Genomic DNA, 26,904 nt, shown 5'->3' on the forward strand with positions numbered 1-26,904 from the left:
CTAAAGTAAGGTTGCAGTGGTTTAAGAATTGAATTGTTTTCTATAACTCAACTGATCACCTTTTTCCCTTTTAATTTGTTATATAATACTGCTACAGCATTTTTTTTCTCATAAAATTCGTCGAGCTTTTTGATTACAGAGTTGAGTGTTTCTATTTTTTCGTTTTTCTGAATGTTCAAGGCAATTTCAGTTTTTAAGAGACCGCTTACATCCTCGTGCTTTTGCTGCAACTCATTTATCCGGTGTTGAAATGCTACTTTAATTGAATGGAGTTCTTTTTTTTCTGTTTCCAGCCTTCTGGTAGTATCATAAAGCATATTGCTTTGATCTATTAGTTTGCTCACTTGTTCTGAAAATGTTTGTAGCTGTTGTTTTAAGTCAACCAATGCAGCCTCTTTTGCTTGCAGGTTTGTTTCAAGTAACTCCTTAGCAATAGCGTTGAGTTTCAATTTTTCCTGAAGCTTTATATTTTCCGTAAGTTGGGCTGTACTTTTTTCTCTCAACAATAGTATGAGGGTATTGCTGTCAGCAGCTTCTTTCATTAACGCATTCACTTTGTTATTTAGTGAATTGATTTGCTCCTGAAACGCTGATGTTTTTTTGGGGTCTTGTGCTTCATGCAGCAATGAAACCAGTTTTTCATACATCACTATATTGAGCGATTCTTTAGCCGCAAAAAATTTCAACTCTTTGTCTATTGAATTTAGTCTCGATACTATGTTTGTTTGGCTTTCCTCATCAGTATTTGCGGTGTAGTTTAAAGTTGATGGAAAATATTTTAATACCTGAAGTTGTTCGTTACTTAAAGCAGAAATGGATATCTCGATAAATGTGGCATTCTTAAGTTGGAGATTAGACGCCTCGTTTGATTTAATAATGATATAGGGATCGTCGGAAGCAGCTATCTGTACTGTTTTCCCCGGCCAGTTAATTTTGTCTTCAATTAACAATACATCATTTTGCTCATCCGCTATTTTATTCCATATCCATAAAACCGACCCCGCGTCATCTGTAAGTTTTATATCATGTATGTTTAGAAGCCCAATTCTATTTCCTATATCAAGCCTTATTGCGTCAATTTCGGAGGAGTTGATTGGTGTTTTGTATCTAACTACATTAATTTCAGTAGTCAATTCTGCTAATTGCGAGGCAGAATCAGTTTCAGAAAAATCAATACCGGGGTACCTCCAAAAAAATTGAATTGCTATTTGACTTAATGGTTCAAATACTGAATTCTTAAATAAATGGGCTTGTAAATACTCTTCAGTATCGGAATATTTAATACCGGAATCAAAGAAAACATCAGGAACTGTTTCAACAACTTCTTTCAACAACTCTCTTTCTTTTTCTCTGTAATACACCAAATCCAATAACTCCTTATTAAAAATATCTTTTAATACATCTAATACAATTTCGGACCGACTATGATAATAGCCGCTTTCCGGTCTTTGAATCTTATCAATGTAGCTAAATGAATAATAAAAGCCTCTAAATAGAACATAATCTAACCGTAACTTCTCTTTTACTAGCCATTCTAAATCAAATAATTGAAAGCCTTCTCCATTTTCTAAGCCAAAAGCATTAAAGGGACTTGCATCGAAATATTTACCATCAAGAAAATAATATCCTTCCTCGGTTTTTACTGATTTCGAAAGCAAATATGCAGCCCATGGTTTAAACCAATTATAAACATCAGTAATATGCCAGTTTTTTTGATTAACTATTTTTAATAACCCATTTAAGTATAGATCTCCTTGTATATATTCATGCTCCGTTAGATCGTGAACTATTTTTTTAGACCTGTTTTGAAATGCCTGATGTTTTTTTTCACGACAAACCAAGTAGCCATTCTCATTTTTTATAAACTTATTTACTTTACAGAATTCGGGCTTTCTTGATTCTGTACTAAATGTATATGCCAGGGCATTTATTTCAAGTTTGCTAACATCTGAGTTGGAAGCCAATACTAAAAATGAGTTGGCTAAATCTCCTGTTAGGTTGTTTTTAGCAATTAAAGGCCACACGGCTTCCTCTGAAAAGCTGGACGGGTAGGGAGAACTTTTATAGTAGGTTGTTCTTGTTTTTAAAATATCAGCAATATTTATTGTCTGATCCTGTACGCCATTAGTTGTGATAATCGCTAAAGGAAATTTATAATCGGGAAATGCAAACAAAAAATCCTGCACTTTAAATTCGGCGTCGTGAAGTAATTGTTCAAGCTCTTTTTTCCCAAATGTAACAGGCCCCTTTTTATCGTATCTGTTCTCAAGCCCAATATACGGCTCATCGAGATGATCTTCAGGGGCCCCGGCGAAATACTTTAAGCCTAGCCTGTTCTCAATAGCAATAATCAACGACCCATCTGGCTTTAAGAACTTTTTTGCTTTTTTTAGTATTTCTTGTATTGGGTTTTGTGCGTCGCTATATATACTCGAACACTCAAGCACACCAATAAGAGTAACAATGTCAAATTTTTTATCTATATCAAAATCCAGAAAGTTATCATTATATACTTGTACATTCTGTAAATCTCGGCACCTCATTCCTGTAATCTCAGATCTTCTTCTGCCACCTTCTAATGCAATTACTTCTTTTCCTGTTTCAGCCAAATATCTTGTTATGGCACCACATCCAGATCCTACTTCTAATATCTCGGCATCTTTAATAATATTTATTACTGGATATAGCAAGTTTACTCTCTGAGAACTTAAATGATATTTGGTAGGCCAGTCGATTATTTTTTTATTTAATTCTTGTGATCCAACAGATAAATCCTCCGAAGTTTGAATAGCATTTAAAATATTGGCTTCGTTTTCATCTCCATCAGAATAACGAAAGGTTTTTTTTTCATTTGGCAGCCATACAAAACCCTCCTTTGTGTACCTTTCAGATATATTCATGAATCTGTTTTTTTTGATTAAAAGACTCGACCACTATTCTTCTGATGTGTTCAAGTCTTCTTCGAGCCTTTTACATGTAAATTCTTTTATCGGTATACAGTTAAAAATGCTGTTCAGCCATCATGTAAAATAAACCAATGTAGAAGCTGTTCTTATTAATAAACACTTATTCCTTACCGTGTAATTTCAAGTACCAATGGTTTCTTGTTATTTTCTAAACAGCTTTTCTCTCAATGTTCCCAGCAAACTTCTTTTTTCATACGTCCGCTTATACCACTCAATATCATTCTGGTAACGGCGTATATCTTCAAGCAGTTTATTAATCAATTGTTTCGATCCTTCCTGTCTGCGTATTTCATCTTTCAGCTGTTTTTCAGCTTCTTCTTTTTCTTTTTGTTCATCGAGCAACTGTTGCTCCATTTTTTGCAGCTGGTCAATAAGATCTTCTATACGGTCACGCTTATCGTCATTCTCCGAAAGAAGATGCGTATAAACCTGGCGTAAAACATCTTCCAGGGGAAGATCTTTTAAGTTGCCTGCTAAAGCAACCAGTTTGCCCGTGTCGTTAGGTTGTGTTTGTCCCTGTGTTCCCATTTTTGTTAGATATAGAGTGGTTTAATAGGCGTAAGCAATACGATAATTTCCGGCACTGCTGGCTGCATTAAATTCTGTGCTGCACAAACTTTTTGAGTAAGAGCCCATAGCTTCCAGCATAAACGGATTGTTGATATAATAGAGGATTTGTGTGCATGCCTGTTCGATGGAGTCATACAAATCGCCATTTAAACCATAGCGGATAATATCTTTATTTCCAATGCAATTTGAAAGAATCAGCGGTTTGCTTAACGCCATTGCATCAAGCACACCAAAAGAAAGACCTTCATAATCGGCAGTGGAAAGATAAAGGGATGCTTTTGAGAGTTCTCTTTTTACATCGTCCTCCAACAACCATCCGGTAATACGTATGTTGGGCGAGGTTAATACACCTCTGTCTGCACCATCACCTATCCAAACAAATTCTACATGTGGATACAATAAAAAATGCTCAGCTATTTGGTTAAACCGTTTTGGATTTTTTTGTGCAAGAATACGACCGCTAAAAGCAATGGTGAATTTCTCTTGGTTATAATCGGCATTTCTTACCGGCTTAACAGAGCTGGTGCCATTGTTTATATAAGTTGCCTGAATCCCTAAGTTGCGATATGCTTCAGCCTCCGATGCAGAAACGCAGACTACTTTTCCCCCAAATGAATTGCCAATCAATTCAAGTTGTTTATAAACTGCCCGTTTAACACGACTGTCTTTTACAAGAAAAGGAGCGCCGTTGGGAGTGTAAATAACCTGTTTAATATTCAGCCATCTGCAAACCAACCTTCCTAAAAAACCGCTTTTTGATGAGTGTAAATGAACAGCGTCTACATTACGGAAACGTTTAAGAATGGTATATAATTCAAATAATGCACGGGTGTCTTTTACAAGATGCAACCCTCTTTGGGCCGATTTCCAATGAATGAATTTTACCTGGCTGGGGGGGAAAAGTTTTTTTACCTCGGCTCGTTCCATTACTTCCGGCCGCTCTCCATGTATAACAATATGATAATCTTCCGGCAGATGCTCTACCAGTGATTTTACAAAGGTTACTACACCGCTTGCAAACGGTTCCACAACATGAACAATTCTCATTTACAGGTATTGTTATTTTTCTCAGGTCTTGTTTAACTAGTTATCAACCATGACAAGTGTTAAACGTAAACCGCTGCAAAGTTATTTGCTTGGCAGTTAAGAGGCTGCACACTTATGCTTCAAAGAACACACTTATGAACTTTGACGATTTTTTATTTTTTCAATGTGGAAAAATAAAACGCTTAATTGGGGTGATGAGTTTATATGGAAGCAATAAAAGTAAATATTGCCGTAATAAACCAACGCAAGTTAACAATTTATTAAAGCCGTAGTGCTTTATTATCTTAGTTTTTGATTTTATCTGTTGTCGTCTTTTTTGTGCACTTATTCCTTGTGTGTTTATTTCTGTTTCAACTAACATTTCCTGCAGAATGTGCGTTTGAAATTTCTTCATTAACTCAAAGAAAAAAGCATAGTCTTCTGCATAAGGGAAATTGTAAGGATAAAGTGCTGTTTGCTTAAGCGATTCGTTTCTGTACATAACTGTGGGGTGTATAAAACTGCACTTTAGATGCATTTGTTTGCGAATTACATAATGCTTCTCTGCAGCTTTGTAAACGAATCGGATTTTTTTTACGGGGTCAACAAACAAACACAAAGAACCAAGTAGTGACATGTAAGTGTTTTCATTTAAAAATTTCACTTGCTTTTCAAAGCGCTCTTCTCTGCATACATCGCCGCAATCTAACCGGGCGGTATACAATGCATCGTTTCGTTGAAGGATTAAACGGAGACCGGTATTTAACGCTTCCGTAATTCCTTTGTTTTCGTTGAAGCGGATGATCTCTATCTGCAACCGTTGCAGAACATCTTCCGGCAGTAACTCCATTGTTACGGGCACAGTACTTCCATCATCTACAAGCAAAATCCTGCATTTGCCTTTAGGATATACCACCGAACGAAGCGACCGGATCAATCCTTCAACATTATTGTAGCATGGAATTAAAAGATAAAAATCGAGCATCATCAATGTTATACTTAACCCGCCCAACCTTCTCTGTCTAAACTGCGGTATTGAATGGCTTCGGCCAGGTGTTCAATTTTAATATCGTTGCTTTGTGCAAGATCGGCAATGGTACGACTAACTTTTAAAATACGGTCGTATGCCCTTGCACTTAAATTTAATTTATCCATTGCAGCTTTTAACAACGTTTGCCCGGCTTGCGAAATAACGCAGATCTCTTTCAGTTGTTTGCTGCTCATTTGTGCATTGGCGTAAATGCCTTCCACATCTTTGTAACGTTGCTCCTGTATTTCACGTGCTGCAATAACCCGTTCACGAATAACAGCACTTGCTTCGCTGTTTTCTGTTTTTGATAATTCGCTGAAGGGTACAGGTGTTACTTCCACATGCAAATCGATACGATCTAACAAGGGACCCGATATTTTATTGAGATATTTCTGGACTGCACCGGGCGGACAGGTACATTCTTTTTCAGGATGATTGTAAAATCCGCAAGGACATTCCTGTGTTGCCTTTTTCCAAAAAGAAATCTGTAGCTGAACGTCCAATGCCAAATTCATATCCTAAAGTGCTGAAAACCATAGGAGATCATATACGAGCATGGAGAATTAAAAATAATGTAACACAAAGTAAGTTGGCAACTCTTCTGCGAGTTTCAGAGGATACAATTGTGGGATGGGAGAAAAATAGGAATACCCCAACTTTTCGACAGATGCCGGCCATTACTGAATTGTTAGGCTATCTCCCCGTCAAAATTGATATGTCTTGCGTAGGTGGGAGGGTGCTTCAGTTCCGTTATTTAAATGGCTTAAGTCCAAAAGATTTTGGTCGGTTGATTAACACTGATCCTTCTACCGTGAGGTCTTGGGAGAACAATACTCAATTTCCATCCTTCAAAAAGCTACTTGTAATTGAGGGAATAATCTAATTTGGATAAGATACGGGTACTTTGGAAAAAATGGAATATGGCTCAGGGTGCTAACATTTGTTCTTTTTCGATTTTACTTAAATGAACCTTTTCTAGATAGATTTGCCTTTTGATCTAATATTATATGCAGATAAAAGATAAAATCGAATTGAAAGAAGCGGCCATACGGTTACAACTAGAGACATTACGGAAAAAGCTTAATGAGGGACGACAACGTTATAATCAGAACAATAACGACTGGCAATACTATCCGTCTTTGACTCATACAGAGAAAAAGTTAAATGAGCTTTTGGAGTTTTTTGACCTTGAGAGCCCAAGAAACGAATGAAGAATATTTCAAATAATTTGTTACTTTGTGATGATAATTTGTATAGGGATTATTAATAATTTCTTCCAAAATATTGGCACAATAAAACTGTTTGCTAAAGAGACAGGCACAGTTAAACCATCTGGTACCAATACTTCAACTAAGGGTGGTGGGAAAAAATAGTGCTAATTATTACTCCTGCAGTTAAAAGGGTTGAAAGTACTGTAGTTATCAATGCAACGCCATAAAATAATTGACGCTGTGTGTTTTTCTTTATCAATATTTCAATACGTTCTTGATAACGTATGAGTTCGTGATAATAAATGACTGTTGTTTTTTCAGTTTCTGTATAATCTGGATTATCCAAATAAGTGCAAAAGATCTCTTCTGGGGGAGACCCTTTGAAAATAACTCCCTTTGGAAACATCAAAATAACAACACAGAAAAGGTCAATTAGAAATAAAAAACTCAGTAAAACAATCCATTCATATTCAGGATTTGTTTTAAAATTATATCCAACGAAGCCAGACATTGCGACAATCGTGATCTTTCCAAGACCTATTGATTTTTCCGTTAATGAAGTTGATTCGCCTAAAATATCATCGAATCTGTCTTTTGCTTGACTAAATAGGAATTTATAAGACTCAAGGGGAAGATTTTCCCAGTTTTCGGCAATATCCTTCCAAGCACGTGGCATAATTAGAGGTTGAATAAATTTAGTTAATATTAGAATGAACTTTAAAATCCCAACAGCTTAATATTTTACCGACGATCCGTTAAATTTTAACCAGATTGTTTTTCACTGCATACATAGCCAAGCTTACTCGGCTTTTAACCTGAAATTTCTGAAAGAGAGATTCTCTATACCCATCAATTGTTTTTGGACTCAGATTCATTCGATCAGCAATCTGACTATACGTTAACTCGGTGCAAGCCAGTTTGAGAAACTCTCTTTCGTTCTCCGTCAAAATAAGTGCAGATCCTTGTTTTAGTCTGATTTCCGGGTTAGTGGACTGAATATTCTGTGCCATTATACCGGAAACCAAGTCGGAATAATAAAACCCTTTATTTGCGATTGCTTCAAGAGCTTGATGCATATCCTCCACTTCAATATCTTTTGATAAATATCCTTTTACACCCATTCGAAGCATTCTCATAATAGGCTCCTCTGTTTCAAACATCGACACAACAAGAATGCTTATGTCTGGATGATATTTTCTGAGCCAATCGACTGCTTCATATCCATTTAAGTCCGGCATGTCTATGTCCATTAGAATGATGTCGGGAGGAGATTTACTTTTTAATTTATCCTTCAAATCATTCCCATTTTCTGCTTCAAAAAGAATAGAATATTTATTCTCTTTATCACCAAGGCTAATTAGCTTTATTAATCCTTTGCGAAATAGATTATGGTCATCCACAATTGCGATCTTTAAAGGTGTCTTTGTTGGTAACATACATTATTTTGTTTGCTCTCTTGGTATAATTATAACGAAAGATGTGCCCTCGTTTGGTTTGCTGTTTAGCAAGACTTCCGCATTGATAAGATGTGCTCTTTTCTTAATATTCATAAGTCCAGTGCTCCCTTTCTCTGCTACTTGTTCTAATGCTAGATCAATGTCGAATCCAATTCCATCATCCGCAACCTCAAGTCTGAAGGAAGTGGGTGAAAAAATGATTGTAGCTGTGACTCTTTTTGCTTTTGAGTATTTTACAGTATTGTTGAGGATTTCCTGACAAAGACGGAATAATATTATTTCATGCTCAGCAGCAAAACGATATTCTTCTCCGGTCTTGGTTATACTGACTTCATATTTTTTTGTTTTAGATAATCTGGTCAATTCATTATCGAGAGCTTTTACAAATCCAATGTGTAATATGTGATCGGTATTTAAACTGCTGCTCAACGCTTTTAATTCCCCTAAAAGCTGTTTAGCCAAAGATTTTGTTTCAAGGATATTTTCTTTTATTTCACTTGAACTTTGTGGTAGTATTTCTGATAGATTGATGTTAATAAGAGAAACGAGATGACTGAAATTCGCATGTAGTTCTTTCGAGATGTGGTCAAGCGTTTGTTCCTGAATTTCTAACTTTGATTGAAGTAATGTCTGGTTAAATGCCTCTCTGAGTTCTAATACTTCCTGTTGGTGTCGATATCGTTTTCGCTGGTATAAAAAAAGGAAATATATAAGGGTACCGCCAATGAGTAATATCAGAGTCGTTGAAATTATGATTGTAAGTGCTATCACTTCTGAGGTTTGCATAAAAAGGAGATTAAAAAACAAAAACACATAATCGTATTGAGAGTAGAGTTGATATATAAATAGGAGAGCGCCATGGAAATGTTTTCTTTAACTAGATAATTAAAGAATAGGAAAAAGGGAAGCGTACCTGAATAATAAATAAATGATCCCACAGAAATCCAGACTGCAGAGTTCGTGTAGAGTTTTATAAGCTTATTATCATTGGCTACTTGGTGAAAAAAGCTAAGTGATAGCATTATGGTAGTGGTGTTTGCAAAAATAATAGTGTATGTGTTTACATTATGCGGAGTTTGGATAAACAAGTAATTAATAAGAGCAAAAAGAAAAAATGGTATCGAAGACCAGACAATAAGCTTTTTGACAGTGCTTGCTGTAAGTATCTGATAAAAGAACAATAAATTGAATAAATGCCTAACTAAAATAAAGCCGTTGTATACCCATAAATTTGAAGGGGTAAAATTCCAATATGCTGTTTTATGAAAACCCCATTTCCAAGTAATAGCAAATACTTCAATTGTAAAAGTTGACAATAATAATATTGAAAATAATCTATAAGGCTTAGTCCATTTAAGCCCGAAACTTTTCAGGCTTAAAATGGCGCTAAACAATAATGGAATTAGGTATATATAATTATAACTCAATAACCTCTGCACCCACTCAATTTACATAATACTTGCAATATTTGTATTAACCGATTTCAGTTGGTGGTGGGTCGCAAAGTGGAGGGCAAGGTGAGCCAAAGTTAAAATCCTTTTTACGTGCAGAAATCGGATCATCACCGGGAAATACAATTACGTCTCTTTCAAGCGTTGATCTTTCTGCAAAGTCAGCTTCGTTCTCAAGTACAATATCTGGGTGATATGTATTGTTGCCTACAATCAATTCCCTTGTTGTGTTCATTACCAAACAAAGCTGCCCTTGAAATTCATGCCCTTGTTCATACATACCAAGATGAATTCTGATGCCATCGCCTCCTGCATGTTCTATTTCTTCTAACAGTTTAGTGAGATGTTCTTTTGAATACCAGATACTTTTTGTATCAGGTTTTCCAATAGCATTACTGAGTATTGAATGCTTTTGTGATACATAACTTCCGATGCGGTCATTCGTAACAGCCTTGCCAACAAAGAAAAACGGCAACGGTTTGTAAGAGACTTGATTTTGCATAATAAATGATTCTCCTTGATTTTAATTGCAAGAAGTACATGCAAGCTATAAAGTTTCCTAACTGCTAAGAACAGCTGAAATCAATAACAGGAAAAATCCCCTTCTACATAGACTGTTAAGCCTTATGAGAAAAAGGGGATTTTTCCTGTATGACACAGGTTTTTTCCATCATCGAAATTAGTCAGCTTTGACAGAAATAAATAACATCATGGCAAATCCAAGAGCATTTATCAGTTTCGATTTTGATAACAATAAAACGGAAAAGGATCTTTTTGCTGGACAGGCAAAAAATTCAAGAACACCATTCAACATTGAAGATTGGTCATCTAAATCCCATCTTCCTCAAAATGAGTGGGAGGCTTTAATTAAGAATAAGATTAACAAATGCAATATGCTGATTGTGCTTGTTGGGAAAAAGAGCCATTCAGCTTCCGGAGTGGAAAAGGAAATTTCTTTCGCCAAAGGAAATAGCGTTCCTGTATTCGGGATATACGTTGACGAAGCAAATACATCAACCAGTTTGCCTGACGGATTGCAGCGTAATAGAACAATTAGTTGGGATTGGGAAAAAATCGCAGATGCCATTGATCAATGTATGAAAGAGGGGAAAAATAAGTAGAAATAAAGGGAGGATATGTTGAACGAATTACTAGAATGGCTTTTCGGTACGGAAGAGAAAAAGGAACGAAGAAAAGTATTTATAAGTTTTGCTGTCGAAGACAAAAAATACAGAGATTTTCTGGTTAGCCAGGCAAAAAATGATCGGACTCCTTTCGACTTTATTGATATGTCTGTAAAGGAGCCTTGGGATGAAGACGAATGGAAACGCCAGTGCCGAAAAAAAATAAGAAAATGTGACAGCATGATTGTCTTGTTGAGTAAGAATACATGGCATTCAAGCGGATCGAGATGGGAAATAAAATGTGCAAAAGAAGAAAGGCTTCGAATAATTGGTATGCATGTACGGAAAGATGATAAAGGTGCTATCCCACCAGAGTTAAATGGGAAGCGAATTATTGAATGGTCATGGAAAAGTCTTGAAAAATTTTTAAACTAAACTTTATGTCACTATATAACAGCGATTATTTTATTAGATTGTCAGAAAACAAATCTGTTACTCTCAGAGACAAGATTTTTTCTGAAAGAACCCAAAAGCATACTGGGTTTGATATTTTTTTATCGCACAGCAATCTTGACCGAAAATTGGTCGAAGGAATTTATATCGAATTAACCAGCAAGGGTTTTTCGGTGTATGTAGATTGGATCATTGATCCGCATCTTGACAGGAACAATGTAACCAAAGAAACGGCGGAGCTAATCAGAAGCAGAATGAAATCTTCCCGCAAACTTTTGCTCGCCATGTCTACCAATGTCAGTCTTTCTAAGTGGATTCCTTGGGAGTTGGGTTTTGTTGATGGAAAGACAAACCGATGTGCGCTCTTTCCCGTATCGCCGGGTAGTTCCACACAAGCAGTATTTCACCGAAGCGGATATTTGTTACTCTATCCTTATTTGAAAAAAGCAAGAATTTTTAATTCAGAAGATTTATATCTCACAGATGCTGCGCATTCATTTGTCTTAGCAGACAGCTGGATCAGAAGAGATGCAAACCTCATTTATAATAATACAAATATCGATGTCTTATGAGAAGAGCTTTAGTCGTTGGAATAAACAATTATCCTACTTCACCACTACGTGCCTGTATCAATGATGCTTCTGCGTTTGGTAATACCATTGAAACGCATGGAGATGGTGATCCCAATTTCGCAGTGATGCTTCGTACGGATGTTCCTACAAAAGGACAGTTGTCGGAACTCGTCGATAAATTATTTAACTGTGATGATGAAGTGGCGTTATTTTATTTTTCGGGTCACGGGTTTGAAAATGATTTAGGAACTTACCTGGTTACACCAGATGCTTCAAAAAATGATGTTGGTCTTTCCATGACTGATTTGCTGGTAATGGCCAATAAATCGAAAGCAAAAAACCGTGTCATCATTCTTGATTGCTGTCATTCAGGCGCTGCTGGTACTTCTCCGATAACGGGAGGCAGCATTACATCCATCAATACTGGGGTAACCATATTGACTGCAAGTAAGTCGGATGAAGCGGCCATTGAAGTCAATGGCCATGGTGTGTTTACAAATTTATTACTTGATGCATTGCAGGGAGGCGCAGCTGATATCAGGGGGGAAATCACACCTGGAAGTATCTATGCCTATATTGATCAGGCATTAGGCATATGGGACCAGCGACCTGTTTTCAAAACAAATATTACCGAATTCATTTCACTGAGAAAAATTAATGCAAAGGTTCCAAAAGAAACACTACGAAAAATTACAAAGTATTTCAAGGCACCCGAAGAACATTTTCCGTTGGATCCTTCTTATGAGGATACGAATTCAGAAGAGGTGAAGCATGAGCTTGTTCAGCCTTATGCAGACGAAAATAATGTGGCTGTATTTAAGGATCTACAGAAATTTCAAAGTGTTGGATTGGTCGTGCCGGTCGATGCGCCCTATATGTATTTCGCTGCGATGGAATCAAAAGCATGCAGACTTACGGCACTTGGCTATCATTACTGGCGCTTGGTTCAGCAAAAGAAAATCTAAAATTAAGGATGCCTGTGCATTATAAATATGAAGTGGCGATTTCTTTTGCTGAAGAAGATCGGAACATTGCACTTGCTTTGAAGTTGGCATTGGGAATAGCGGGTTTTACAAGTGTATATTATTATCCAACATATCAGGGCAAAAACTGGGGAACGGAGTTGGCTGAACAGCTCACGAGGACATTTTACGAAGAAGCAAGGTATGCCATTGTGTTGTTGTCGGCACATTATTTCGCTGTTGAGAAAAAATATACGAAGGTAGAGTTCAAAGCAATCAAACGAAGAATAAGATCAGACCCTAAAAATGTTTACTTATTGCCGATCAAACTATCTGCTGATTTCTCGCTGAAAAATTATCCTGGCCTGTCAAATTTAAATTATGAGTTGTGGAATTACGATCCTGAAAAAGTTGCACAATATCTCAAAGAACAATTCGGGGATGGTTTGATTGAGCTTAGAAAAACAACAGATAATATTACAAAAATTAATAATATTGGTAATGATGCTCTCATTATCATCGGTAGCACGATCAGAAATCTTCACAACAATCAATTTAAAAAAGATGGAACCTGATGAAGTAAAAAGTAACCTTGCAGAAGAACTACCCGCTTCGGATCAGCCTCTCAACGGATCGGGTGATGAAAGACCAGCGACAGTAGAAGAAGTGCAACCGGCTGACAGCAATGCAACGTTTCACAATACGGGCGATGATGCAGTTCTGATTGATGACACCGAGATAGACGAGTTAACGATCAATAAAGCTGGGAGAGATAACAATATCACGCAGCATACAAATGTGTTTAAAAGTCCGAAGGAACAAAGATTTTCTTGCCCTTATTGTGATGTAGAGTCAGAAATTAAAAAATACGGGAAACACAAATGCAAGAATTGTGAACGAACCTTTATCATTAAAAGTGAGCGGAACAAAGACATCCTTTTGTATAAAACTTTACTGCCGGAAGAAGCCCGGAAGTTTGATAAACTGCTGGCACATATCAATAACAATCTGAGAGATAAAAGTTATGAAGCTGCCTATGATTACTGCAAAAAAGCGGAAGAACTGGCTCCAGGTGAAGTGGCTACTTGGGAGAAGTTTGCGATCACAGAATTTTTACTGGAGATAAAAAAAGTAGGGGGAAAGCGAAAGCCAACCGCTGAAATTATCCGGTCAGTCAGAAATCATATCGACAAATGTAAAGATCATGGTATGACCGAAGAGGAGTATGAGCCATTGGTCGTAGATATTGCCAACTGGTTATTTAATATTGAACGGCAAAGAATTAATTCTGTACAGGCTTCTACAAGGGACAGTACGAATTCACCGAAGTGGTCAAGATCGAATTTTGTTTATCTGCAAAACTTATTGGATTCATTTGAAATCTGTTATCTGTTGTACAACGATACGCTTTTCCTAGAAGGTTATGTAAATGAGCTGGCCAAGGAATATAAGTGGATCATTAAAACAAGTGACGGAAAATTAATTAATAACCCGGCTTGTGCGCCTTTCAATGCAGTAAAAAAAATGGAAAGCCTGGTCGAAAAGATAAAGGTAAAAAAGAAGTATAATGCACCTGACATCGCCGAGGAACGTTTTTTGATCAAGAAGGCTCATCACTTAAACATTATCTCAGTCACTCAGAAATCAACCTGACCAATGGCCATTAAAAACGTACAAATCGAATTATTTGAAAGTAATTTATTCGTCGAACTGGAAGCGGAAGAAACGATGACCTTCACGATACTGATTGCAAAGTTAAAAGCAGCGGAACATTTGCAACCGGAAAAGGTTTATTATATCAAGACAGCAACTGGAGCAAGCGTCAAAGAAAGTAACAGTTTCAATTTTTATAAGCAATCCTATTTTGTGATCACGGAAAACCCTGATTGGAAGACGCAGGAAACCACCGGTCCGGGTTTGAATGATGTTCCGGTAGTAACAACTGATCTGATGATGAATGATGATAAGTATTGGGTGCTTCCTTTTTTAACGGGTGTCTCCTGGAAGAATGATGAGTTGCAATCGCAATTATTTTGCCTGGATAAAATTGAAACATCAAGTGGCAGGACGATGTCTGTTAATATAGTCGTTCAATATAGTCCACTTGACACACCCCCCTCAAGTAGAAAACATATTTACGACAGAACATTGAAGATGAAAGAAATTCTGGCTGATGCCCTGGGCGTTGAACTTGTCATGAATAATATTACAGAAATGAATTTCCAGGATCACGCAGCAAAACTTTCGGAGAAGATTCTTTACTATTTGACTTCTCATATGGAACTCAAATGGGGAACAAAGATCAGTTTTGTTGCCATCGTTGGTTTCAGGGAGCTGGTTTGAGAAAGAAAAAGAAATAGAGCCTTTTTTTCAACGTTTTAAATACACATTTAATGGTAGAGGATAAAGCATCCCTTTTTTTTGATGTTCAAGAAGGCAGGTTTATTCCTAAACCGTTGGAACAAGCCAACGATGCACTGCCGGTCATTGTATTTTTTACATCCGATAAGAAGTTTCTGCTTGACAATGAGCCTGCAACAATTCGTTGGGAAGTCCGGCACGCAATATCCGTTTCATTAAATAATCGTTCAGTTGGTTTAACGGGTAGTATGCAGTTTCATGCACGAAAGCCGGAGATATTGAAGCTAAAAGCCAACAGCAAACATCATCCACCTGTAGAACAAAGCCTTTACATTGGAGTTGATATAACCCCACCTGTTATTCACTATTTTAGGGCTGACAAACTATGTACGGTAAGGGGGCAATCCATTACACTTTCCTGGAAGGTTAGCGGTGCCGCCAAGGTTAGGATTAATAATGGAATTGGAGATGTTTCGGATAAATCTGAGATCACAGTTCAACCTAATGAAGATGCAGCAGGTATATACACGTTAGTGGTAGAAAATTATTTTGGAGGAAGATGTGAATCCAGCGTTTCTATCTCCTTTTTTCCGATTCCATTAATTGAAAAAGTTTTTCTGCCGGAACCTGCATTTGCATCTGAATTGATCTCACTTGATAAACTGACATTTCATGCAGAGATCGAACTGCAAAATAATATATGGATCAGTCAACCGGTCTACACAAACCTGACAAAGCTTACAAGGTTAGAATCAATTGCAACTAAAATAATCGTGAACAAAACCGGGTTCGAGTCAGTGCTGTTTCCGAACAATGTTTTTTGGCAATTAATAAAAAAACAAAAAGAGATCAGTCACCTAATTAAATCAATATGGAAAAACAGGGTAAAGGATCTGCTCAAACAAAGTTTACACAGCGGATTGAAGGATTGAATAAATTATTGTGCAGAGTCGCAGGTTCTGATTTAACGATTTTAAATCATCCAAAATGCTCACATGAAGTAAGTCGTCATGCAAGGATCGGTGCGATTATTATTTCTACGGCAGTACTTGCAACGGTATCCATGTTTTTTGCCTTACAAACGATCAGCGGGTCCTACTTTGTTGGAATCGTAGCGGGGATTATGTGGGGCATGGCTATATTTGTTTTAGATAGTTATATTATTGCCAGTTACAAAAAGAATGATAATAAATGGATTGAGTTCAGGCTGGTGTTACCACGACTGCTGCTGGCATTTGTATTGGGCTGTTCGATTTCCATTCCGATGGAGTTAAAGTTTTTTGCAACAGAGATCGCAGATGAACTAGTCAGCATGAAATCAGAAAGACGGATGGAGAATCAGGTCAAAGTTAACCGGGAGTATCATGAACGTGTGAAGCCTTTCAGAGATGAAAAAGAAAAACTGGAAATAGGGAATGAATCATTGAAAAAAGAACTTGAGTCTGTTATGAAAGAGATCGCTTCTTTGAATGATCAAATGTCCTTGGAGAAAACCGGTAAAGGATTAACGCAGCGGGAAGGTAAGGGCGAATCCTATCTTGATCTTGAAGAACAAAGAAATTATAGGAAGAATGTCAAACTACCTCAGATTGAAAAGGTAAATTCTACGCAGATCGTGGCGAACCTCCGAAGAATTGGCGAGCTTGATTCGCAGATTGCATTGATAGGGAAGCCAATTCCTGAAGATATAGAGTTTAGTGGATTAAGTTCTCAAATGGATGCGCTCAAACGATTAACATCAAAAAATCGATATGTGTTGTTTGCTTATTGGGTTTTCTTTTTTCTCATTCTCGGAATGGAAACAGCACCGATTTTTGTCAAATTCTTTTCGCAAAAGAGCAGTTATGATGAAATACTGGCTATGAATGAATATGAAGTGTTTATTGAACAACAGAAACGGAAATCTGATATACATCAGCTGATCAATTCAGAAATAGAAGCTGTCCGATCAATCAATGAAAAAACGGTCACTGCTCAGAATGCGGTGAATGAGAAGCTGATGAAGATTATTGCAGAAGCTCAGGGAGAGATAGCAGAAAAGGCGGTAAGGTTGTGGAAGTTGCAACAATTAAAGAAGATTGACGAGAATGTAGAGCAATATGTTGAGTCAAAGATTTCCTGACATGACAGGGCTAGCTGGCTAGTTTTTTCCACTCTTCAATCGAGTTTTTTAAACTATCACCACGCAATGCCAGAGAGCCATTCATGAGTAAGTAGCCAATAATCACTTTTCCAAGTTTCTCTTTATCATTTAGTGCTTCACCAACCATTCCATTGATAGCGTCATTATCTTTTGGTTCGTACCCTTCAGTTTCAAATTTTTCAACCAGAGCATCTTCATACATATCAACTCCATCAATATCTAGGGTATTGTAGCTATATAGCCAATCGATGACTGATTCTAAATTTGAAAAATCCAATTGTTCAATTTCGGAGAATTTTTTATCAATTATGCTTTGCTGTTTTTGAATCAGCTCATTCTTTTCCTTTTGAACTGCTTCTCTTTTTTCTATTGCCTCGGGGGAGTTATATCCGGCATTCTCCCATTCTTTTACAGCAGATTCTGCGGTCGAACCTTTTTTAATGATTATTGGAATATCATTAAAATCCATAGTTATTGAATCGATCTCTTTTGCAGTAATGATCTCATCAATAGTTTGATCTGTAAAAATCATTTCATAAGTAAATAATTTAACATCTAGTTCATCAAAGAGATCAGAGGCAGCATCTTTAATTTCAGATTCGTCTCGAATACCTTTTTCTTTGATATGGCTTATAATGGCAAAAACCTTCACCAGCTCTTCTGCTGTTACGTCTACAGACCTTCCCCAAAAAACACGTTCTATTTGGTCTTTACTTATTTTAAGAGAAACAGGGTTTATTTTTTCATTATTATTTTCTGCTCTAAATCCTTCCATATTTAATAAAACACACTTAATGATAATTGTAAACCCATTATATCAAAAAGGAACAACCGGAGCAATCGGGATAAGTGACTGATACAAGAAAAAAGCCCGGAGTAGAAACTCCAGGCTGTAACTCTAACTAACCCAAAAAGAATTCAGACATTCTCAGTGCGCTCTTTCAAGTCAGTTTTCGGTTTTTCATCTGACTGTTCCCGCACCTGCAGGATTAAGTCAACCGCCTTTTGTGCGTGCGCACTGGCCTGCACCACAAACCGTTTATTATCCTTTAGCTTTTGCAACCAGCCGTTGATATAGGCGGCACTGTTCTCCAGTTCTTCCACACCAATACCGGTAAAAGAGGAGAGGAAGGCACTGCCCATCTCAGCGATTAGTTCCTCCTGACTATAGGCTTCAGAGCCAAACTCATGCATGTCTGTAACCGTTGATCTACCCAAACGTTTTTCATGACCGGTGCTATGCACCAGTTCATGAAAAAGCGTGGCGTAGTAGGAAGCAACGGTTTTGAAACTCTTTTTCTTCGGCATGTTGATATAATCCTCTGTGATGTGGTAGTAAGCACGTTGTTCTTTGTGCTGAATCTCTGGGCAGGAAGGAAATGTATGAATGACTGCTTCACATTCGAGTATCGGATCAAAATCGTTGGACAATACTTCTTGCTTAGGAAACAGTCCTTCGGGGATGTCCCTGCACTGCGCAATGTTGAAGACTTTGTAATACCTGAGCGTTTGCACCATCTTCGGATTGCCTTTGTCATCTAACTCCTCTGGGTGCTTATGTGAGCTTTTCCAAAACACCACCACATGCCCCTTTTCATCTTTGTTCACACTGGCACCAATGGTTTTGATTTGATCCCAGGTGAGAAACAGGTTTTGTTGGTAGTTCAGAGACAAGAGCAACCAGAAATTAATACCCCGATATGGTCGCTTACTAAGCAGGTTTTTGGGAATACCTGCACCATCATCGGTCCAAGGCTTTTTCCATGGCACAGTACCTTGTTCAAGGAGCTCAATAATACGGTTGGTGATAATTGCATACACATCCAGCTTTGCGGATGGACTTTGTTGAGAATCCATAATTCAATGTTTAAATGGTGAATGAACTTGATTTCAGAATGATTGTATAGGAAAGCACAGAACTATATAAGGGAGGGAAATTTGCACCAGATGCAAATAAAAAATGCAGGAGTTATCCTGCATTTTTTATTGTTCTATTCTTTAAGCATTGCAACCGCAACCGCTTCGAAGAGTTTCGTGTAGTATTTCTTTTTGTTCTTTAACTCTTTTTGAAAACAGTAACTCAGCTGTGGGTAAAGATCGGTTAAGGTGTGCATGACCTCTTTTTTGCTTCTCTTTTCCGGCTGATCGCACATTGCGTAGATGGTCTCCGGTGTTTCAGTGAAGAACACGATGTGATGCTGTTTGCAAAACGTTCTAATGGCGTCCAACACTGTTTTAAAGGCATCAGTTTGGTGGTAGGTGTAGGGCATTGACAAAACAGCCTTTTTAATAGAGTATTGCCGGACACACGGCTCCAGGCTGGTGATTATTCGGGTTGCTTTAGCGGGTGACCAGGGAGATTTATCAAGACGAATTGAGTAGTCCAGTAAACGCCCCTCATGGATGATTGCAAGCCCAAGGAGCCGTGTGTTCGTACTAATACCCAGCACCGCCATACTTGTCTCCTTGGTTGATAAGAAAGTTATACAATGCTGCACGACTTTTTCTGATTTTGGTCTCATCGAGTGACAGAACTTTTTGCAGTACCCGTCGCAGAAACTCTTCTTTGTATTTCCGTACATATTTCAGGTGCATGGCAATGGAATCTCTGTCATGGAGCGAATCCGCAATTTCATTGGCCAACCTGATTTCATAGGGTGTGAATTGTTCATTCATAGTGATTAGGTTAATGTGCTGATATAATAGTTGTACGTTCAAAAACGATTCGTTCTTTTTTCATTCGTTTAATCGTTCGTTTATATACAGTAATTTTTCAAATAACTGAGTTCGGTGCCGCAAGCAGCATCGACAAGTCAAAAGGACATCAAATGTCCTTTTGACGTTTGCCCGGAGGTAAAAAAATACTATGTACTCATGGTGAAAAAGATTGTTGACTGTTACTATGGTCAAACTGACCTGATAAACTATGCTCATTTCCAGCTGCTTCCCAGAGGCAATCAAACAGTTCATGCGGGGTGCTGTGATACATTCGTGCAAGCAGAAACACATGATCAAGTCGTGGAGTGGTGAGTCCGTGTTCCCAACGTGAAAGAATACTGGTATCAGTAAGGCCGAGCATGGTGACGACTTTTTTCTGCGAATACCCGAAGCAGGTGCGAAAGAGTTTTAGTTTATTTGGATATCGACTATTCTCCATGCAAAAAAGTGTATAGAAAAAGAACGCAGTCTTGAAGTGAGGGTAATTTGTTTGTAGAACAAATCTGTGGATAACTCAAAAAGTCAAACCCCACGTATGTGGTGTTAAATAGTGAAAAGATTTAATTGTGTTCTGTTTTCATTGACTCATTTGGTAAAAATGTTTCCTGCAACTTATGTTCATAGGAGAGTTTTTCTTTTCGAGATGCAATTACGGCAGCTTATTCATTAAATACTGTAAACATTCTGTCATTTAATGTCTTTCTTTTTATATCTTAAGTTTTCTATGTTGTTAAGCCAAATAAATTCCGAGTCCGCACCGTTTTTTGTCTTTTCTTCATGATTAGTACGCTTTGTGCTTGATAGTAAAATACAAGCCTTCTTCGCTCTGGTTATTCCAACATAATGTAAATTCAAATCCTGTGTCCAGTCTCCATAAATAGGATTTTTAAAATCATTGTTTTTCCCAGGTTGTTTGTTTGGAAATATCCATTCATACATGTCCAGATGTAATACAAGATCGAATTCTAGGCCTTTGGATTTGTGTAGTGTCAGAATGGTTATTTCATTATCGCTGGCTGGCTCATACGATTTTAATTCTGAAGGATTATTTATGACCGCCTCTAGTAGGGCTATAGATTCCGTACTTTTTGAATTGGGAGCAATAATTTGTGCAACGACAATGAATTCTGTAATCAGCAGGTCTATATCCAATTGATCTCTGGAAACAATCGTTTCAATTATCTTTTTCGAATCTGTGAGTTTTTTTAAATCAGCGGTATTGAATTTGTCATAGGTAGTAAATACTTCGATGACATCAATAAATTTAAAGTCGTTGTCGAAAATAAAATAAAGGAGATTTGAAAATATAGCAGACCAGACGTTTAAGTTTATATCTAAATCATTACTGATAGATAATTTGTGTGGCACTTTGAGTGTTTGATTAAGAATTTCCCCTGTTCGTGTTGTTCGGGTTAAGATTGCAATCTGATTTCTTTTTTCAATTACAAAGTCTTTTTGAAGTTGTTCAATATTCTTATCAACCCATGCAGCAATGTCTTTTTCATTGCCTTCGATTCTCCTAAAAAAGATTAGATTTTGATCTGTTGGAATGAGCTCGGTCTTTGGATTTAGCAGATAATTTGAATAATTAATGATAGAGGGATGGCATCTGTGATTTTTATCAAGTTTGAAATACTTAAAAGAGTCATCCTTTGTAAGTTCTTCAAGATATTTCGCATCCTTTCCAGAAAAAGCATAGATCGACTGATTTAGATCTCCTACTGCAACTGCCTTAATGTTTAGAAATTTAATCTTAAGAAATATTTCATGTTGTTCATAACCCGAATCTTGGTACTCGTCAATATAAATATATTTGTATCTCGCTCTAATATAATTCTGACATGCTACCGAATTGGTAAAAACATAGTTTGCAAAAACGCCAATTGTTTCAATTAAAATAACACCATTCAAGAAATGATCTTTAATGATTGAGATTTGATCATCTGTGATTTCTTGAAGGGTTATATTCCTATAAAACCAACTTAGAGTATCTATTTCTTCGTTTGGGAGTGATTGGATTTTACTTATTTTAATATCTTTTTTAGGAATCCCAAAAATATGTTTAGCAAAGGGAATTATTATTTCTGACAAATTGAATTTATCAATTGTGCCAAAAAAAGAACTCATTGGATTTTCACCATTTGAAAGGCTTCTGCTTTTTAATTCTATACTAGCTTTATTTGTATAAGATATTGCAATGATTCCCTGATGTTCGAACAGAGACTTTAAGTTGTGTTTTATTTTTTCCGATATTACGTATGTCTTACCGCTCCCAGGAGCGGCAATTACTACAGCATTTCCATCATGCTCCAGTATTAATGTTTGTTGATCAGTGGGCTTCATTCTGAATTATATCAATGATTTGTTTACAACTTCGCAATGGTTCTGAGATAGGGTCTTCAGCTAATTTTGCAAGACTATCTTTGTTGTCTTGAAGGAAAGCATACATAAAAGAGGCTTTTCTTTTTTGCATTGCATCAATTATTTCGGATTCATCTAAATCGTTAAAGTACTTTTTGATGTCTTCTTTAAGGACGGTATTAAAAAGGTCGTTTTCCAAATCAGTTTTCGACAAATACATATTGTACGATGCAAGGTCTTCAATTATGATTGAAGCAGAGTTTTTATTTATTTCTGCAGGCATGTTGGTTGGGAAGCCGGTTAGGTTTGCTTCGTGTTCAGCAAGAATACTTTCGGTATCATCGTCTTTAGTAAAATGTTCACGATAAAAGCCAATACATCTTTGAATTCCCGCATAGCGCCACTCCTCTTTTTTAGGTATTTTAAAGATGTCATTGTCAGTTCGAAGAACCCATTCTATTTCTAAACTATTTAATATCTGAATAAATGTTGAAAACCCAATGCCGTCAACCATCAAGATGCTAATATTTAACCTGTCTAAATCAATATTTAATTTTTTTGACAAAGTCTTGTAAAAAAGTTCCTCTGAAGGGCCTTCGATTAAAAGGACAACATCTGAAAAAAAAGCTTCCGCTGGAATAATGCTAAGTCTATAACCAAAATCTTTAAATGCTTCATCAATGATTTTTGAACAACCATTAGATGCTGCCCTCGTAGCTCCTTTATCATTAACAAGTCTAACGATTGAATTTGGACTGAATTCTGAAGCAATTTGTGGAGAATGAGATGTTAATAGTACTTGTCCTTTGAGCGATTGGTTTAAATAGTCAGCTAATTTTCTTTGCTGATGGGGATGTAGGTGTGCTTCAGGTTCTTCAATACAAAATATTGTTACTTCTTTGAGGCTCTCTTCAGTCAATTCATTTCTTGATGCCCATAACGCAAGATAAATTTGATTAAGTCTGCCGTCACCGCCAATTAGAACACTTTGCTCATTGCTTTTGGATGCTATTGAAACGTTTTTAATAAATTTATCAGCATTTGAAATACTTGCATCAAACACAATTTTTTGCTTAGTGTGATGCAGCGATAATTTTAATAGTTCTTCGTTTATTGTACTTGTAGCCGAAGAAATGAAGTTCAATTTTGGAATTTTATCATCTACAGCTTTTAGGTCTGTTTGAATTTCTGCATATAATTTATCATCATCACTTGTTTCCTTTTCGGTTCTATTTTCTTTGGCAAGTTGAAATAAGTAGCTTTTTTCTCTATTAATATAGTTGTGAAAATCACGTCTACTACTGATATACTTTAAGTTTAATACTTTTCTATAGTATCTGTCTTCTATTTCTTCTAGAGTTTTTGAACTAGTACCTGCGAATAATTTATAGGTTTTAGACCCACTTGCCTTGTCTCGATATGCCTGATACGACAATACTAGTTTTTTATCGTCACTTATTCTGCCTTTTAATTTGGAAACAACGCAATCGTCATCTACTTCTTCAAAGTAAACTGTAATCGAAAATTCATTTGTTTCTTCAAAAGCATAAAAATCAGAATCTGTTGGTTCGATATCATAATCAGATAGGCCTCTATCAAGTAAAAGGCGTAAAGCCCATAGTAGATTTGTCTTTCCAACATCATTTGCGCCGATAATTAGCGACTTTTTGTTAAGCCTAATTGTTGCATTTTTAAAATTCCGGTATCCTACTAATTTGACTTTTGATAATATCATGTTAGAAGTTTTTGCTTTGCATGAGTTAGTTTTTATTCTGTATTTTATTGGTGATTATTGGTAAGTAGGATAGATAACATTATGGTTTTTCATTTAACGAATCATTCTTATTGAGTTATGCGTATAGCTTAAATATAATAAAAATCTTCTTCTATTTTACCATAAGTGGCAATGGCTTATAAATCCAAATTTGTTCTTATGACAAATTTCCCTCCCTTATATCGCCTGTAATAAATGTGTACACTGCCTCATATTAACAGGTACATGAAGGCGTGATAGAATAGCGATGCTATACAAAAGAGGGAAAGCCTCAGAATTCTATAAAGATGACAGTGAGGGGGAACACTCTCTTTTGTATAGCAACAAACGGGGCATTGGTTCTCCCTCACTGAAATTTTTAGACACCAGTGCTGATGATGTATCTGAAGAACAGATACTGGAATACCTCGCCCAGATTATCATTTCTATACACTACAACACCCTATGCATGAAGAACACACAAAACACTGCGTCATCTACTGTCGAGTCTCTACCAAAGAGCAGGCAGAAGAAGGAAACAGTTTAATTACACAAGAACGCCTCTGCCGTGAGTATGCCGCAACAAATGGATATACCGTTGCTGAGATATACATTGAACAAGGAGAGAGTGCAAAGACAGCAGACCGCACTGAGCTGAAAAAAATGATTTCATACTGCACCACAAAGAAGAATCAGGTGAAGGCTGTTGTTGTGTATAAAATAGATCGGTTGTCACGTAATACTGATGACTACAGCCAAATACGTATGATGTTGAAACGGTATGAAGTAGAGATTAAATCGATTTCAGAATATTTTGAAGATACTCCTGCCGGAAGATTTATGGAAAATATCATTGCTAATGTTGCGCAGTTTGATAATGATGTACGTGCAGAGCGATGTGCCGGTGGTATGAAAGAAGCAGTCAAAGAAGGTCGCTATGTGTGGATGGCTCCGTATGGCTATTCGAATGTAAAGGTGAATGGAAAGTCAACCATTGCTCCAAACGAATTAGCAGGGCTTGTTCAAAAGGTTTTTGAACGGATTGCAACAGCACAGTTACCATTGGAGGAAATAAGACAAGAGATGATTGCTGTTGGCTTACGGATGCCAAATGGAAACCCTATGTCAGTAAATAATTTTCATAAACTGGTTCGAAGGGAATTGTATTGTGGCGTGATTAAAAAATTTGGAAGTGAATACGAAGGTTCATTTGAATCAATTCTATCGAAAGAACTTTTTTATAAAGTGCAGGATATTATCAATGGAAAGAGGACAAGGGCCAGAACTGCTCATGACACTGATTTTCCATTAAGACGCTTTTTATATCATCCACAAGGAAAAGCTGTTACCGGTTGCTGGGCAAAGGGTAGATTAAAAAAGTACCCGTATTATATGGTTCATGGATTTAAGGTGAATATCCGAAAAGAATTATTAGAAGAAACATTTGCAGGCTGGCTGGATAATTTCAAATTCGATATAAGCACATTCGAACAACTGAGAAAACAAATCGAGGTAACACTAAACGGGTATGAGTTGCTAACTCCTGGCTTTAAACAGCAGGTAGAAAATCAAATAAAACAGGTAAAAGAAAAACAGTCTGCAATTATTAACAAGAACATACAAGGAGTTATCCCTGATGAACTTTGCCGTGAGAAACTACAGGAACTTTACATTGAGCTTCATACCCTGAATCAACAGATTAATCAGATAATGCAACCAGTAAAAGATCTAAGTGCCGTATTAGATACAGCCCGAAAAGTATTGCTTCAGCCGGGGCAGACATGGAAAAATGCGAACTATAAGGATAAATTGCTGTTACAAAGTTTTTATTTCCCGGATGGAATTGCCATATATAAATCTGGGAGTCGAACACCAAAAGTATGTAAGCTTTTAAAGGTTAAATCAGATTTTAGGGTGTCAAAATCTCTTAATGTGGACATTAGGAAAAATAAATCGAACATACTCCACAAACAAATTTCCCTCCCTTGGCAAGAGCTTAAAATCATTGAAGAAGAGAATAAAAAAGACAGTTCATTAACAACGATGGAGACTGTTCAAGAATTGTTAGTCTTATCAGAGCTTTTTAAAATGGAAAAGGATCGCTTGAATTAAGCCTCCGAACTCCTAATAAAAAAACTATTGTTTTCACAATAGTTTTCTAGATAACAATTCACTCCAAGCTGTCTGTATAACTTTTCGATACATTATGAAATACTGTTGCCTGGCAAAAGACTTCAAACCTTTCATATGTAATTTCTATCAGCGCATCAAGTGTTTCTTCAACAGCAACAAGTTTTTTATTATCAGGAGAATAGACTTCAATAAGTATATTGAAGTCTCCCGGGTCTTGAGGTTGGAGGCAACCTATAAAAAATACCTTTAGGTTTCCTTCTCTCATGTGGTGCTGCGTCTCAAGAACACGAGCGATAACTTTTTTACGAAATTCTTCAAGTTTAGATCCTTTTGTATCAGGAGTGGCAAGGAACATCTTTATTACAAGTGACATACGCTGTAGTTTTTGTTTACTGCACTTTACTACTAGTCTAGAATATGTCAACTATTAAAGCTCTAACTATCTGAGAAATAAAAAAAGACCTCACTAGAGGTCTTAATCATTACTGTAAATACCACCCAAACTAACCCCCTTCCGCCATTTTAAATTGACCCCCTAAAAAAATCATCCAAAAACTGGTGGAGAGATGTTCTGAAGCTGTTAAAGAACTGGCTGTTTTTTGTTTATCAAACG

Annotated in this window: 28 protein-coding genes; 11 read left to right on the plus strand and 17 right to left on the minus strand. The window is 36.8% G+C overall.

Going from position 1 to position 26,904, the window contains the following annotated elements; all coding sequences use genetic code 11:
* Window positions 1–47: 47 nt before the first annotated feature.
* The 5 genes from ESA94_RS13315 to ESA94_RS13335 all read right to left on the minus strand — a co-directional run bounded on the left by ESA94_RS13315 (window position 48) and on the right by ESA94_RS13335 (window position 6,107).
* Window positions 48–2,900 carry a methyltransferase gene (locus ESA94_RS13315; protein ID WP_129131396.1) on the minus strand — a complete coding sequence of 951 codons (2,853 nt, stop codon included), beginning with the start codon at window positions 2,898–2,900 and terminating at the stop codon, window positions 48–50.
* A 207-nt stretch (window positions 2,901–3,107) separates the two neighbouring features.
* The gene (locus tag ESA94_RS13320) at window positions 3,108–3,494 is read right to left on the minus strand and encodes a hypothetical protein (protein ID WP_129131397.1); all 387 of its coding nucleotides are present in this window, start codon (window positions 3,492–3,494) and stop codon (window positions 3,108–3,110) included.
* 21 nt (window positions 3,495–3,515) lie between these two features.
* A complete protein-coding gene (locus ESA94_RS13325; RefSeq protein WP_129131398.1) occupies window positions 3,516–4,583 on the minus strand; it encodes a glycosyltransferase in 1,068 nt (355 codons plus the stop codon).
* Between the two features lie 160 nt (window positions 4,584–4,743).
* Window positions 4,744–5,550 (minus strand): glycosyltransferase, encoded by an 807-nt coding sequence (locus tag ESA94_RS13330; protein WP_129131399.1) that lies wholly within the window; start codon window positions 5,548–5,550, stop codon window positions 4,744–4,746.
* A gap of 11 nt (window positions 5,551–5,561) precedes the next feature.
* Complete coding sequence (locus tag ESA94_RS13335) at window positions 5,562–6,107, minus strand: magnesium chelatase subunit ChlI family protein (RefSeq protein WP_240671056.1); 546 nt, start codon at window positions 6,105–6,107, stop codon at window positions 5,562–5,564.
* Between ESA94_RS13335 and ESA94_RS21805 the strand changes: the two genes are divergently transcribed.
* Entirely contained in the window at window positions 6,095–6,475 is a 381-nt protein-coding gene (locus tag ESA94_RS21805) for a helix-turn-helix domain-containing protein (RefSeq protein ID WP_129131400.1), read from the plus strand. The two genes, ESA94_RS13335 and ESA94_RS21805, sit on opposite strands and share 13 nt — an antisense overlap.
* Window positions 6,476–6,942: 467 nt before the next feature.
* On the opposite strand, the gene ESA94_RS13345 is transcribed toward ESA94_RS21805, so the two are convergent.
* The 4 genes from ESA94_RS13345 to ESA94_RS13360 all read right to left on the minus strand — a co-directional run bounded on the left by ESA94_RS13345 (window position 6,943) and on the right by ESA94_RS13360 (window position 10,213).
* Window positions 6,943–7,479: a hypothetical protein gene (locus ESA94_RS13345; protein WP_129131401.1), complete on the minus strand. Its 537-nt coding sequence runs from the start codon at window positions 7,477–7,479 to the stop codon at window positions 6,943–6,945.
* A gap of 79 nt (window positions 7,480–7,558) precedes the next feature.
* Window positions 7,559–8,239 carry a response regulator transcription factor gene (locus tag ESA94_RS13350; protein ID WP_129131402.1) on the minus strand — a complete coding sequence of 227 codons (681 nt, stop codon included), beginning with the start codon at window positions 8,237–8,239 and terminating at the stop codon, window positions 7,559–7,561.
* Between the two features lie 3 nt (window positions 8,240–8,242).
* Window positions 8,243–9,046 carry a sensor histidine kinase gene (locus ESA94_RS13355; protein ID WP_129131403.1) on the minus strand — a complete coding sequence of 268 codons (804 nt, stop codon included), beginning with the start codon at window positions 9,044–9,046 and terminating at the stop codon, window positions 8,243–8,245.
* A 687-nt stretch (window positions 9,047–9,733) separates the two neighbouring features.
* On the minus strand, window positions 9,734–10,213 hold the full coding sequence (locus tag ESA94_RS13360) for a hypothetical protein (RefSeq protein WP_129131404.1): 480 nt from the start codon (window positions 10,211–10,213) through the stop codon (window positions 9,734–9,736).
* Between the two features lie 208 nt (window positions 10,214–10,421).
* Between ESA94_RS13360 and ESA94_RS13365 the strand changes: the two genes are divergently transcribed.
* The 9 genes from ESA94_RS13365 to ESA94_RS13405 are packed head-to-tail and all read left to right on the plus strand — an operon-like array spanning window position 10,422 to window position 17,305.
* A complete protein-coding gene (locus ESA94_RS13365; protein WP_129131405.1) occupies window positions 10,422–10,832 on the plus strand; it encodes a TIR domain-containing protein in 411 nt (136 codons plus the stop codon).
* 15 nt (window positions 10,833–10,847) lie between these two features.
* Window positions 10,848–11,270 (plus strand): TIR domain-containing protein, encoded by a 423-nt coding sequence (locus ESA94_RS13370; RefSeq protein WP_129131406.1) that lies wholly within the window; start codon window positions 10,848–10,850, stop codon window positions 11,268–11,270.
* A gap of 5 nt (window positions 11,271–11,275) precedes the next feature.
* Window positions 11,276–11,860 carry a toll/interleukin-1 receptor domain-containing protein gene (locus ESA94_RS13375; RefSeq protein ID WP_129131407.1) on the plus strand — a complete coding sequence of 195 codons (585 nt, stop codon included), beginning with the start codon at window positions 11,276–11,278 and terminating at the stop codon, window positions 11,858–11,860.
* Window positions 11,857–12,825 carry a caspase family protein gene (locus tag ESA94_RS13380; protein WP_129131408.1) on the plus strand — a complete coding sequence of 323 codons (969 nt, stop codon included), beginning with the start codon at window positions 11,857–11,859 and terminating at the stop codon, window positions 12,823–12,825. The genes ESA94_RS13375 and ESA94_RS13380 overlap by 4 nt, the downstream gene beginning before the upstream one ends.
* The gene (locus ESA94_RS13385; RefSeq protein WP_129131409.1) at window positions 12,765–13,397 is read left to right on the plus strand and encodes a toll/interleukin-1 receptor domain-containing protein; all 633 of its coding nucleotides are present in this window, start codon (window positions 12,765–12,767) and stop codon (window positions 13,395–13,397) included. The genes ESA94_RS13380 and ESA94_RS13385 overlap by 61 nt, the downstream gene beginning before the upstream one ends.
* Window positions 13,387–14,475: a hypothetical protein gene (locus ESA94_RS13390; protein ID WP_129131410.1), complete on the plus strand. Its 1,089-nt coding sequence runs from the start codon at window positions 13,387–13,389 to the stop codon at window positions 14,473–14,475. The genes ESA94_RS13385 and ESA94_RS13390 overlap by 11 nt, the downstream gene beginning before the upstream one ends.
* Before the next feature lie 3 nt (window positions 14,476–14,478).
* Window positions 14,479–15,165, plus strand: a complete 687-nt coding sequence (locus ESA94_RS13395; protein ID WP_129131411.1) for a hypothetical protein — start codon at window positions 14,479–14,481, stop codon at window positions 15,163–15,165.
* Between the two features lie 50 nt (window positions 15,166–15,215).
* On the plus strand, window positions 15,216–16,115 hold the full coding sequence (locus tag ESA94_RS13400) for a hypothetical protein (protein ID WP_129131412.1): 900 nt from the start codon (window positions 15,216–15,218) through the stop codon (window positions 16,113–16,115).
* Window positions 16,055–17,305: a DUF4407 domain-containing protein gene (locus ESA94_RS13405; protein WP_129131413.1), complete on the plus strand. Its 1,251-nt coding sequence runs from the start codon at window positions 16,055–16,057 to the stop codon at window positions 17,303–17,305. The genes ESA94_RS13400 and ESA94_RS13405 overlap by 61 nt, the downstream gene beginning before the upstream one ends.
* A 10-nt stretch (window positions 17,306–17,315) precedes the next feature.
* Here the strand turns inward: ESA94_RS13405 and ESA94_RS13410 are convergent, their stop codons facing one another.
* The 7 genes from ESA94_RS13410 to ESA94_RS13440 form a co-directional block, all read right to left on the minus strand.
* Window positions 17,316–18,101: a hypothetical protein gene (locus ESA94_RS13410; protein WP_129131414.1), complete on the minus strand. Its 786-nt coding sequence runs from the start codon at window positions 18,099–18,101 to the stop codon at window positions 17,316–17,318.
* 143 nt (window positions 18,102–18,244) lie between these two features.
* Complete coding sequence (locus ESA94_RS13415; protein ID WP_129131415.1) at window positions 18,245–19,183, minus strand: ArdC family protein; 939 nt, start codon at window positions 19,181–19,183, stop codon at window positions 18,245–18,247.
* A 134-nt stretch (window positions 19,184–19,317) separates the two neighbouring features.
* Entirely contained in the window at window positions 19,318–19,782 is a 465-nt protein-coding gene (locus ESA94_RS13420) for a hypothetical protein (protein ID WP_129131416.1), read from the minus strand.
* The gene (locus tag ESA94_RS13425) at window positions 19,763–20,002 is read right to left on the minus strand and encodes a hypothetical protein (protein WP_129131417.1); all 240 of its coding nucleotides are present in this window, start codon (window positions 20,000–20,002) and stop codon (window positions 19,763–19,765) included. Before ESA94_RS13425 ends, ESA94_RS13420 begins: the two co-directional genes overlap by 20 nt.
* A gap of 196 nt (window positions 20,003–20,198) precedes the next feature.
* Complete coding sequence (locus ESA94_RS13430) at window positions 20,199–20,483, minus strand: helix-turn-helix transcriptional regulator (protein WP_129131418.1); 285 nt, start codon at window positions 20,481–20,483, stop codon at window positions 20,199–20,201.
* A gap of 248 nt (window positions 20,484–20,731) precedes the next feature.
* Window positions 20,732–22,387, minus strand: a complete 1,656-nt coding sequence (locus ESA94_RS13435) for a UvrD-helicase domain-containing protein (RefSeq protein ID WP_129131419.1) — start codon at window positions 22,385–22,387, stop codon at window positions 20,732–20,734.
* The gene (locus ESA94_RS13440; protein WP_129131420.1) at window positions 22,374–24,140 is read right to left on the minus strand and encodes an ATP-dependent nuclease; all 1,767 of its coding nucleotides are present in this window, start codon (window positions 24,138–24,140) and stop codon (window positions 22,374–22,376) included. Before ESA94_RS13440 ends, ESA94_RS13435 begins: the two co-directional genes overlap by 14 nt.
* Window positions 24,141–24,623: 483 nt before the next feature.
* Between ESA94_RS13440 and ESA94_RS13445 the strand changes: the two genes are divergently transcribed.
* On the plus strand, window positions 24,624–26,270 hold the full coding sequence (locus tag ESA94_RS13445) for a recombinase family protein (protein WP_129131421.1): 1,647 nt from the start codon (window positions 24,624–24,626) through the stop codon (window positions 26,268–26,270).
* Window positions 26,271–26,328: 58 nt separating this feature from the next.
* Here ESA94_RS13445 and ESA94_RS13450 read toward each other — a convergent pair whose 3' ends face one another.
* On the minus strand, window positions 26,329–26,664 hold the full coding sequence (locus ESA94_RS13450) for a hypothetical protein (RefSeq protein WP_129131422.1): 336 nt from the start codon (window positions 26,662–26,664) through the stop codon (window positions 26,329–26,331).
* Window positions 26,665–26,904 lie beyond the last annotated feature (240 nt).

Origin of the sequence: Lacibacter luteus, assembly GCF_004118265.1 — a bacterium.
Lineage (GTDB): Bacteria > Bacteroidota > Bacteroidia > Chitinophagales > Chitinophagaceae > Lacibacter > Lacibacter luteus.

Coding starts and splice junctions, on each gene's coding strand:
- ESA94_RS13395 (WP_129131411.1), top strand. CDS start 14,479: ATGGCCATTAAAAACGTACAAATCGAATTATTTGAAAGTAATTTATTC.
- ESA94_RS13335 (WP_240671056.1), bottom strand. CDS start 6,107: ATGAATTTGGCATTGGACGTTCAGCTACAGATTTCTTTTTGGAAAAAG.
- ESA94_RS13420 (WP_129131416.1), bottom strand. CDS start 19,782: ATGGCGGTGCTGGGTATTAGTACGAACACACGGCTCCTTGGGCTTGCA.
- ESA94_RS13370 (WP_129131406.1), top strand. CDS start 10,848: ATGTTGAACGAATTACTAGAATGGCTTTTCGGTACGGAAGAGAAAAAG.
- ESA94_RS13450 (WP_129131422.1), bottom strand. CDS start 26,664: ATGTCACTTGTAATAAAGATGTTCCTTGCCACTCCTGATACAAAAGGA.
- ESA94_RS13390 (WP_129131410.1), top strand. CDS start 13,387: ATGGAACCTGATGAAGTAAAAAGTAACCTTGCAGAAGAACTACCCGCT.
- ESA94_RS13380 (WP_129131408.1), top strand. CDS start 11,857: ATGAGAAGAGCTTTAGTCGTTGGAATAAACAATTATCCTACTTCACCA.
- ESA94_RS13375 (WP_129131407.1), top strand. CDS start 11,276: ATGTCACTATATAACAGCGATTATTTTATTAGATTGTCAGAAAACAAA.
- ESA94_RS13405 (WP_129131413.1), top strand. CDS start 16,055: ATGGAAAAACAGGGTAAAGGATCTGCTCAAACAAAGTTTACACAGCGG.
- ESA94_RS13320 (WP_129131397.1), bottom strand. CDS start 3,494: ATGGGAACACAGGGACAAACACAACCTAACGACACGGGCAAACTGGTT.
- ESA94_RS13445 (WP_129131421.1), top strand. CDS start 24,624: ATGCATGAAGAACACACAAAACACTGCGTCATCTACTGTCGAGTCTCT.
- ESA94_RS13360 (WP_129131404.1), bottom strand. CDS start 10,213: ATGCAAAATCAAGTCTCTTACAAACCGTTGCCGTTTTTCTTTGTTGGC.
- ESA94_RS13425 (WP_129131417.1), bottom strand. CDS start 20,002: ATGAATGAACAATTCACACCCTATGAAATCAGGTTGGCCAATGAAATT.
- ESA94_RS13440 (WP_129131420.1), bottom strand. CDS start 24,140: ATGATATTATCAAAAGTCAAATTAGTAGGATACCGGAATTTTAAAAAT.
- ESA94_RS13385 (WP_129131409.1), top strand. CDS start 12,765: ATGCAGACTTACGGCACTTGGCTATCATTACTGGCGCTTGGTTCAGCA.
- ESA94_RS13365 (WP_129131405.1), top strand. CDS start 10,422: ATGGCAAATCCAAGAGCATTTATCAGTTTCGATTTTGATAACAATAAA.
- ESA94_RS13355 (WP_129131403.1), bottom strand. CDS start 9,046: ATGCAAACCTCAGAAGTGATAGCACTTACAATCATAATTTCAACGACT.
- ESA94_RS13435 (WP_129131419.1), bottom strand. CDS start 22,387: ATGAAGCCCACTGATCAACAAACATTAATACTGGAGCATGATGGAAAT.
- ESA94_RS13430 (WP_129131418.1), bottom strand. CDS start 20,483: ATGGAGAATAGTCGATATCCAAATAAACTAAAACTCTTTCGCACCTGC.
- ESA94_RS13325 (WP_129131398.1), bottom strand. CDS start 4,583: ATGAGAATTGTTCATGTTGTGGAACCGTTTGCAAGCGGTGTAGTAACC.
- ESA94_RS13410 (WP_129131414.1), bottom strand. CDS start 18,101: ATGGAAGGATTTAGAGCAGAAAATAATAATGAAAAAATAAACCCTGTT.
- ESA94_RS13315 (WP_129131396.1), bottom strand. CDS start 2,900: ATGAATATATCTGAAAGGTACACAAAGGAGGGTTTTGTATGGCTGCCA.
- ESA94_RS13350 (WP_129131402.1), bottom strand. CDS start 8,239: ATGTTACCAACAAAGACACCTTTAAAGATCGCAATTGTGGATGACCAT.
- ESA94_RS13330 (WP_129131399.1), bottom strand. CDS start 5,550: ATGATGCTCGATTTTTATCTTTTAATTCCATGCTACAATAATGTTGAA.
- ESA94_RS13345 (WP_129131401.1), bottom strand. CDS start 7,479: ATGCCACGTGCTTGGAAGGATATTGCCGAAAACTGGGAAAATCTTCCC.
- ESA94_RS13415 (WP_129131415.1), bottom strand. CDS start 19,183: ATGGATTCTCAACAAAGTCCATCCGCAAAGCTGGATGTGTATGCAATT.
- ESA94_RS21805 (WP_129131400.1), top strand. CDS start 6,095: ATGCCAAATTCATATCCTAAAGTGCTGAAAACCATAGGAGATCATATA.
- ESA94_RS13400 (WP_129131412.1), top strand. CDS start 15,216: ATGGTAGAGGATAAAGCATCCCTTTTTTTTGATGTTCAAGAAGGCAGG.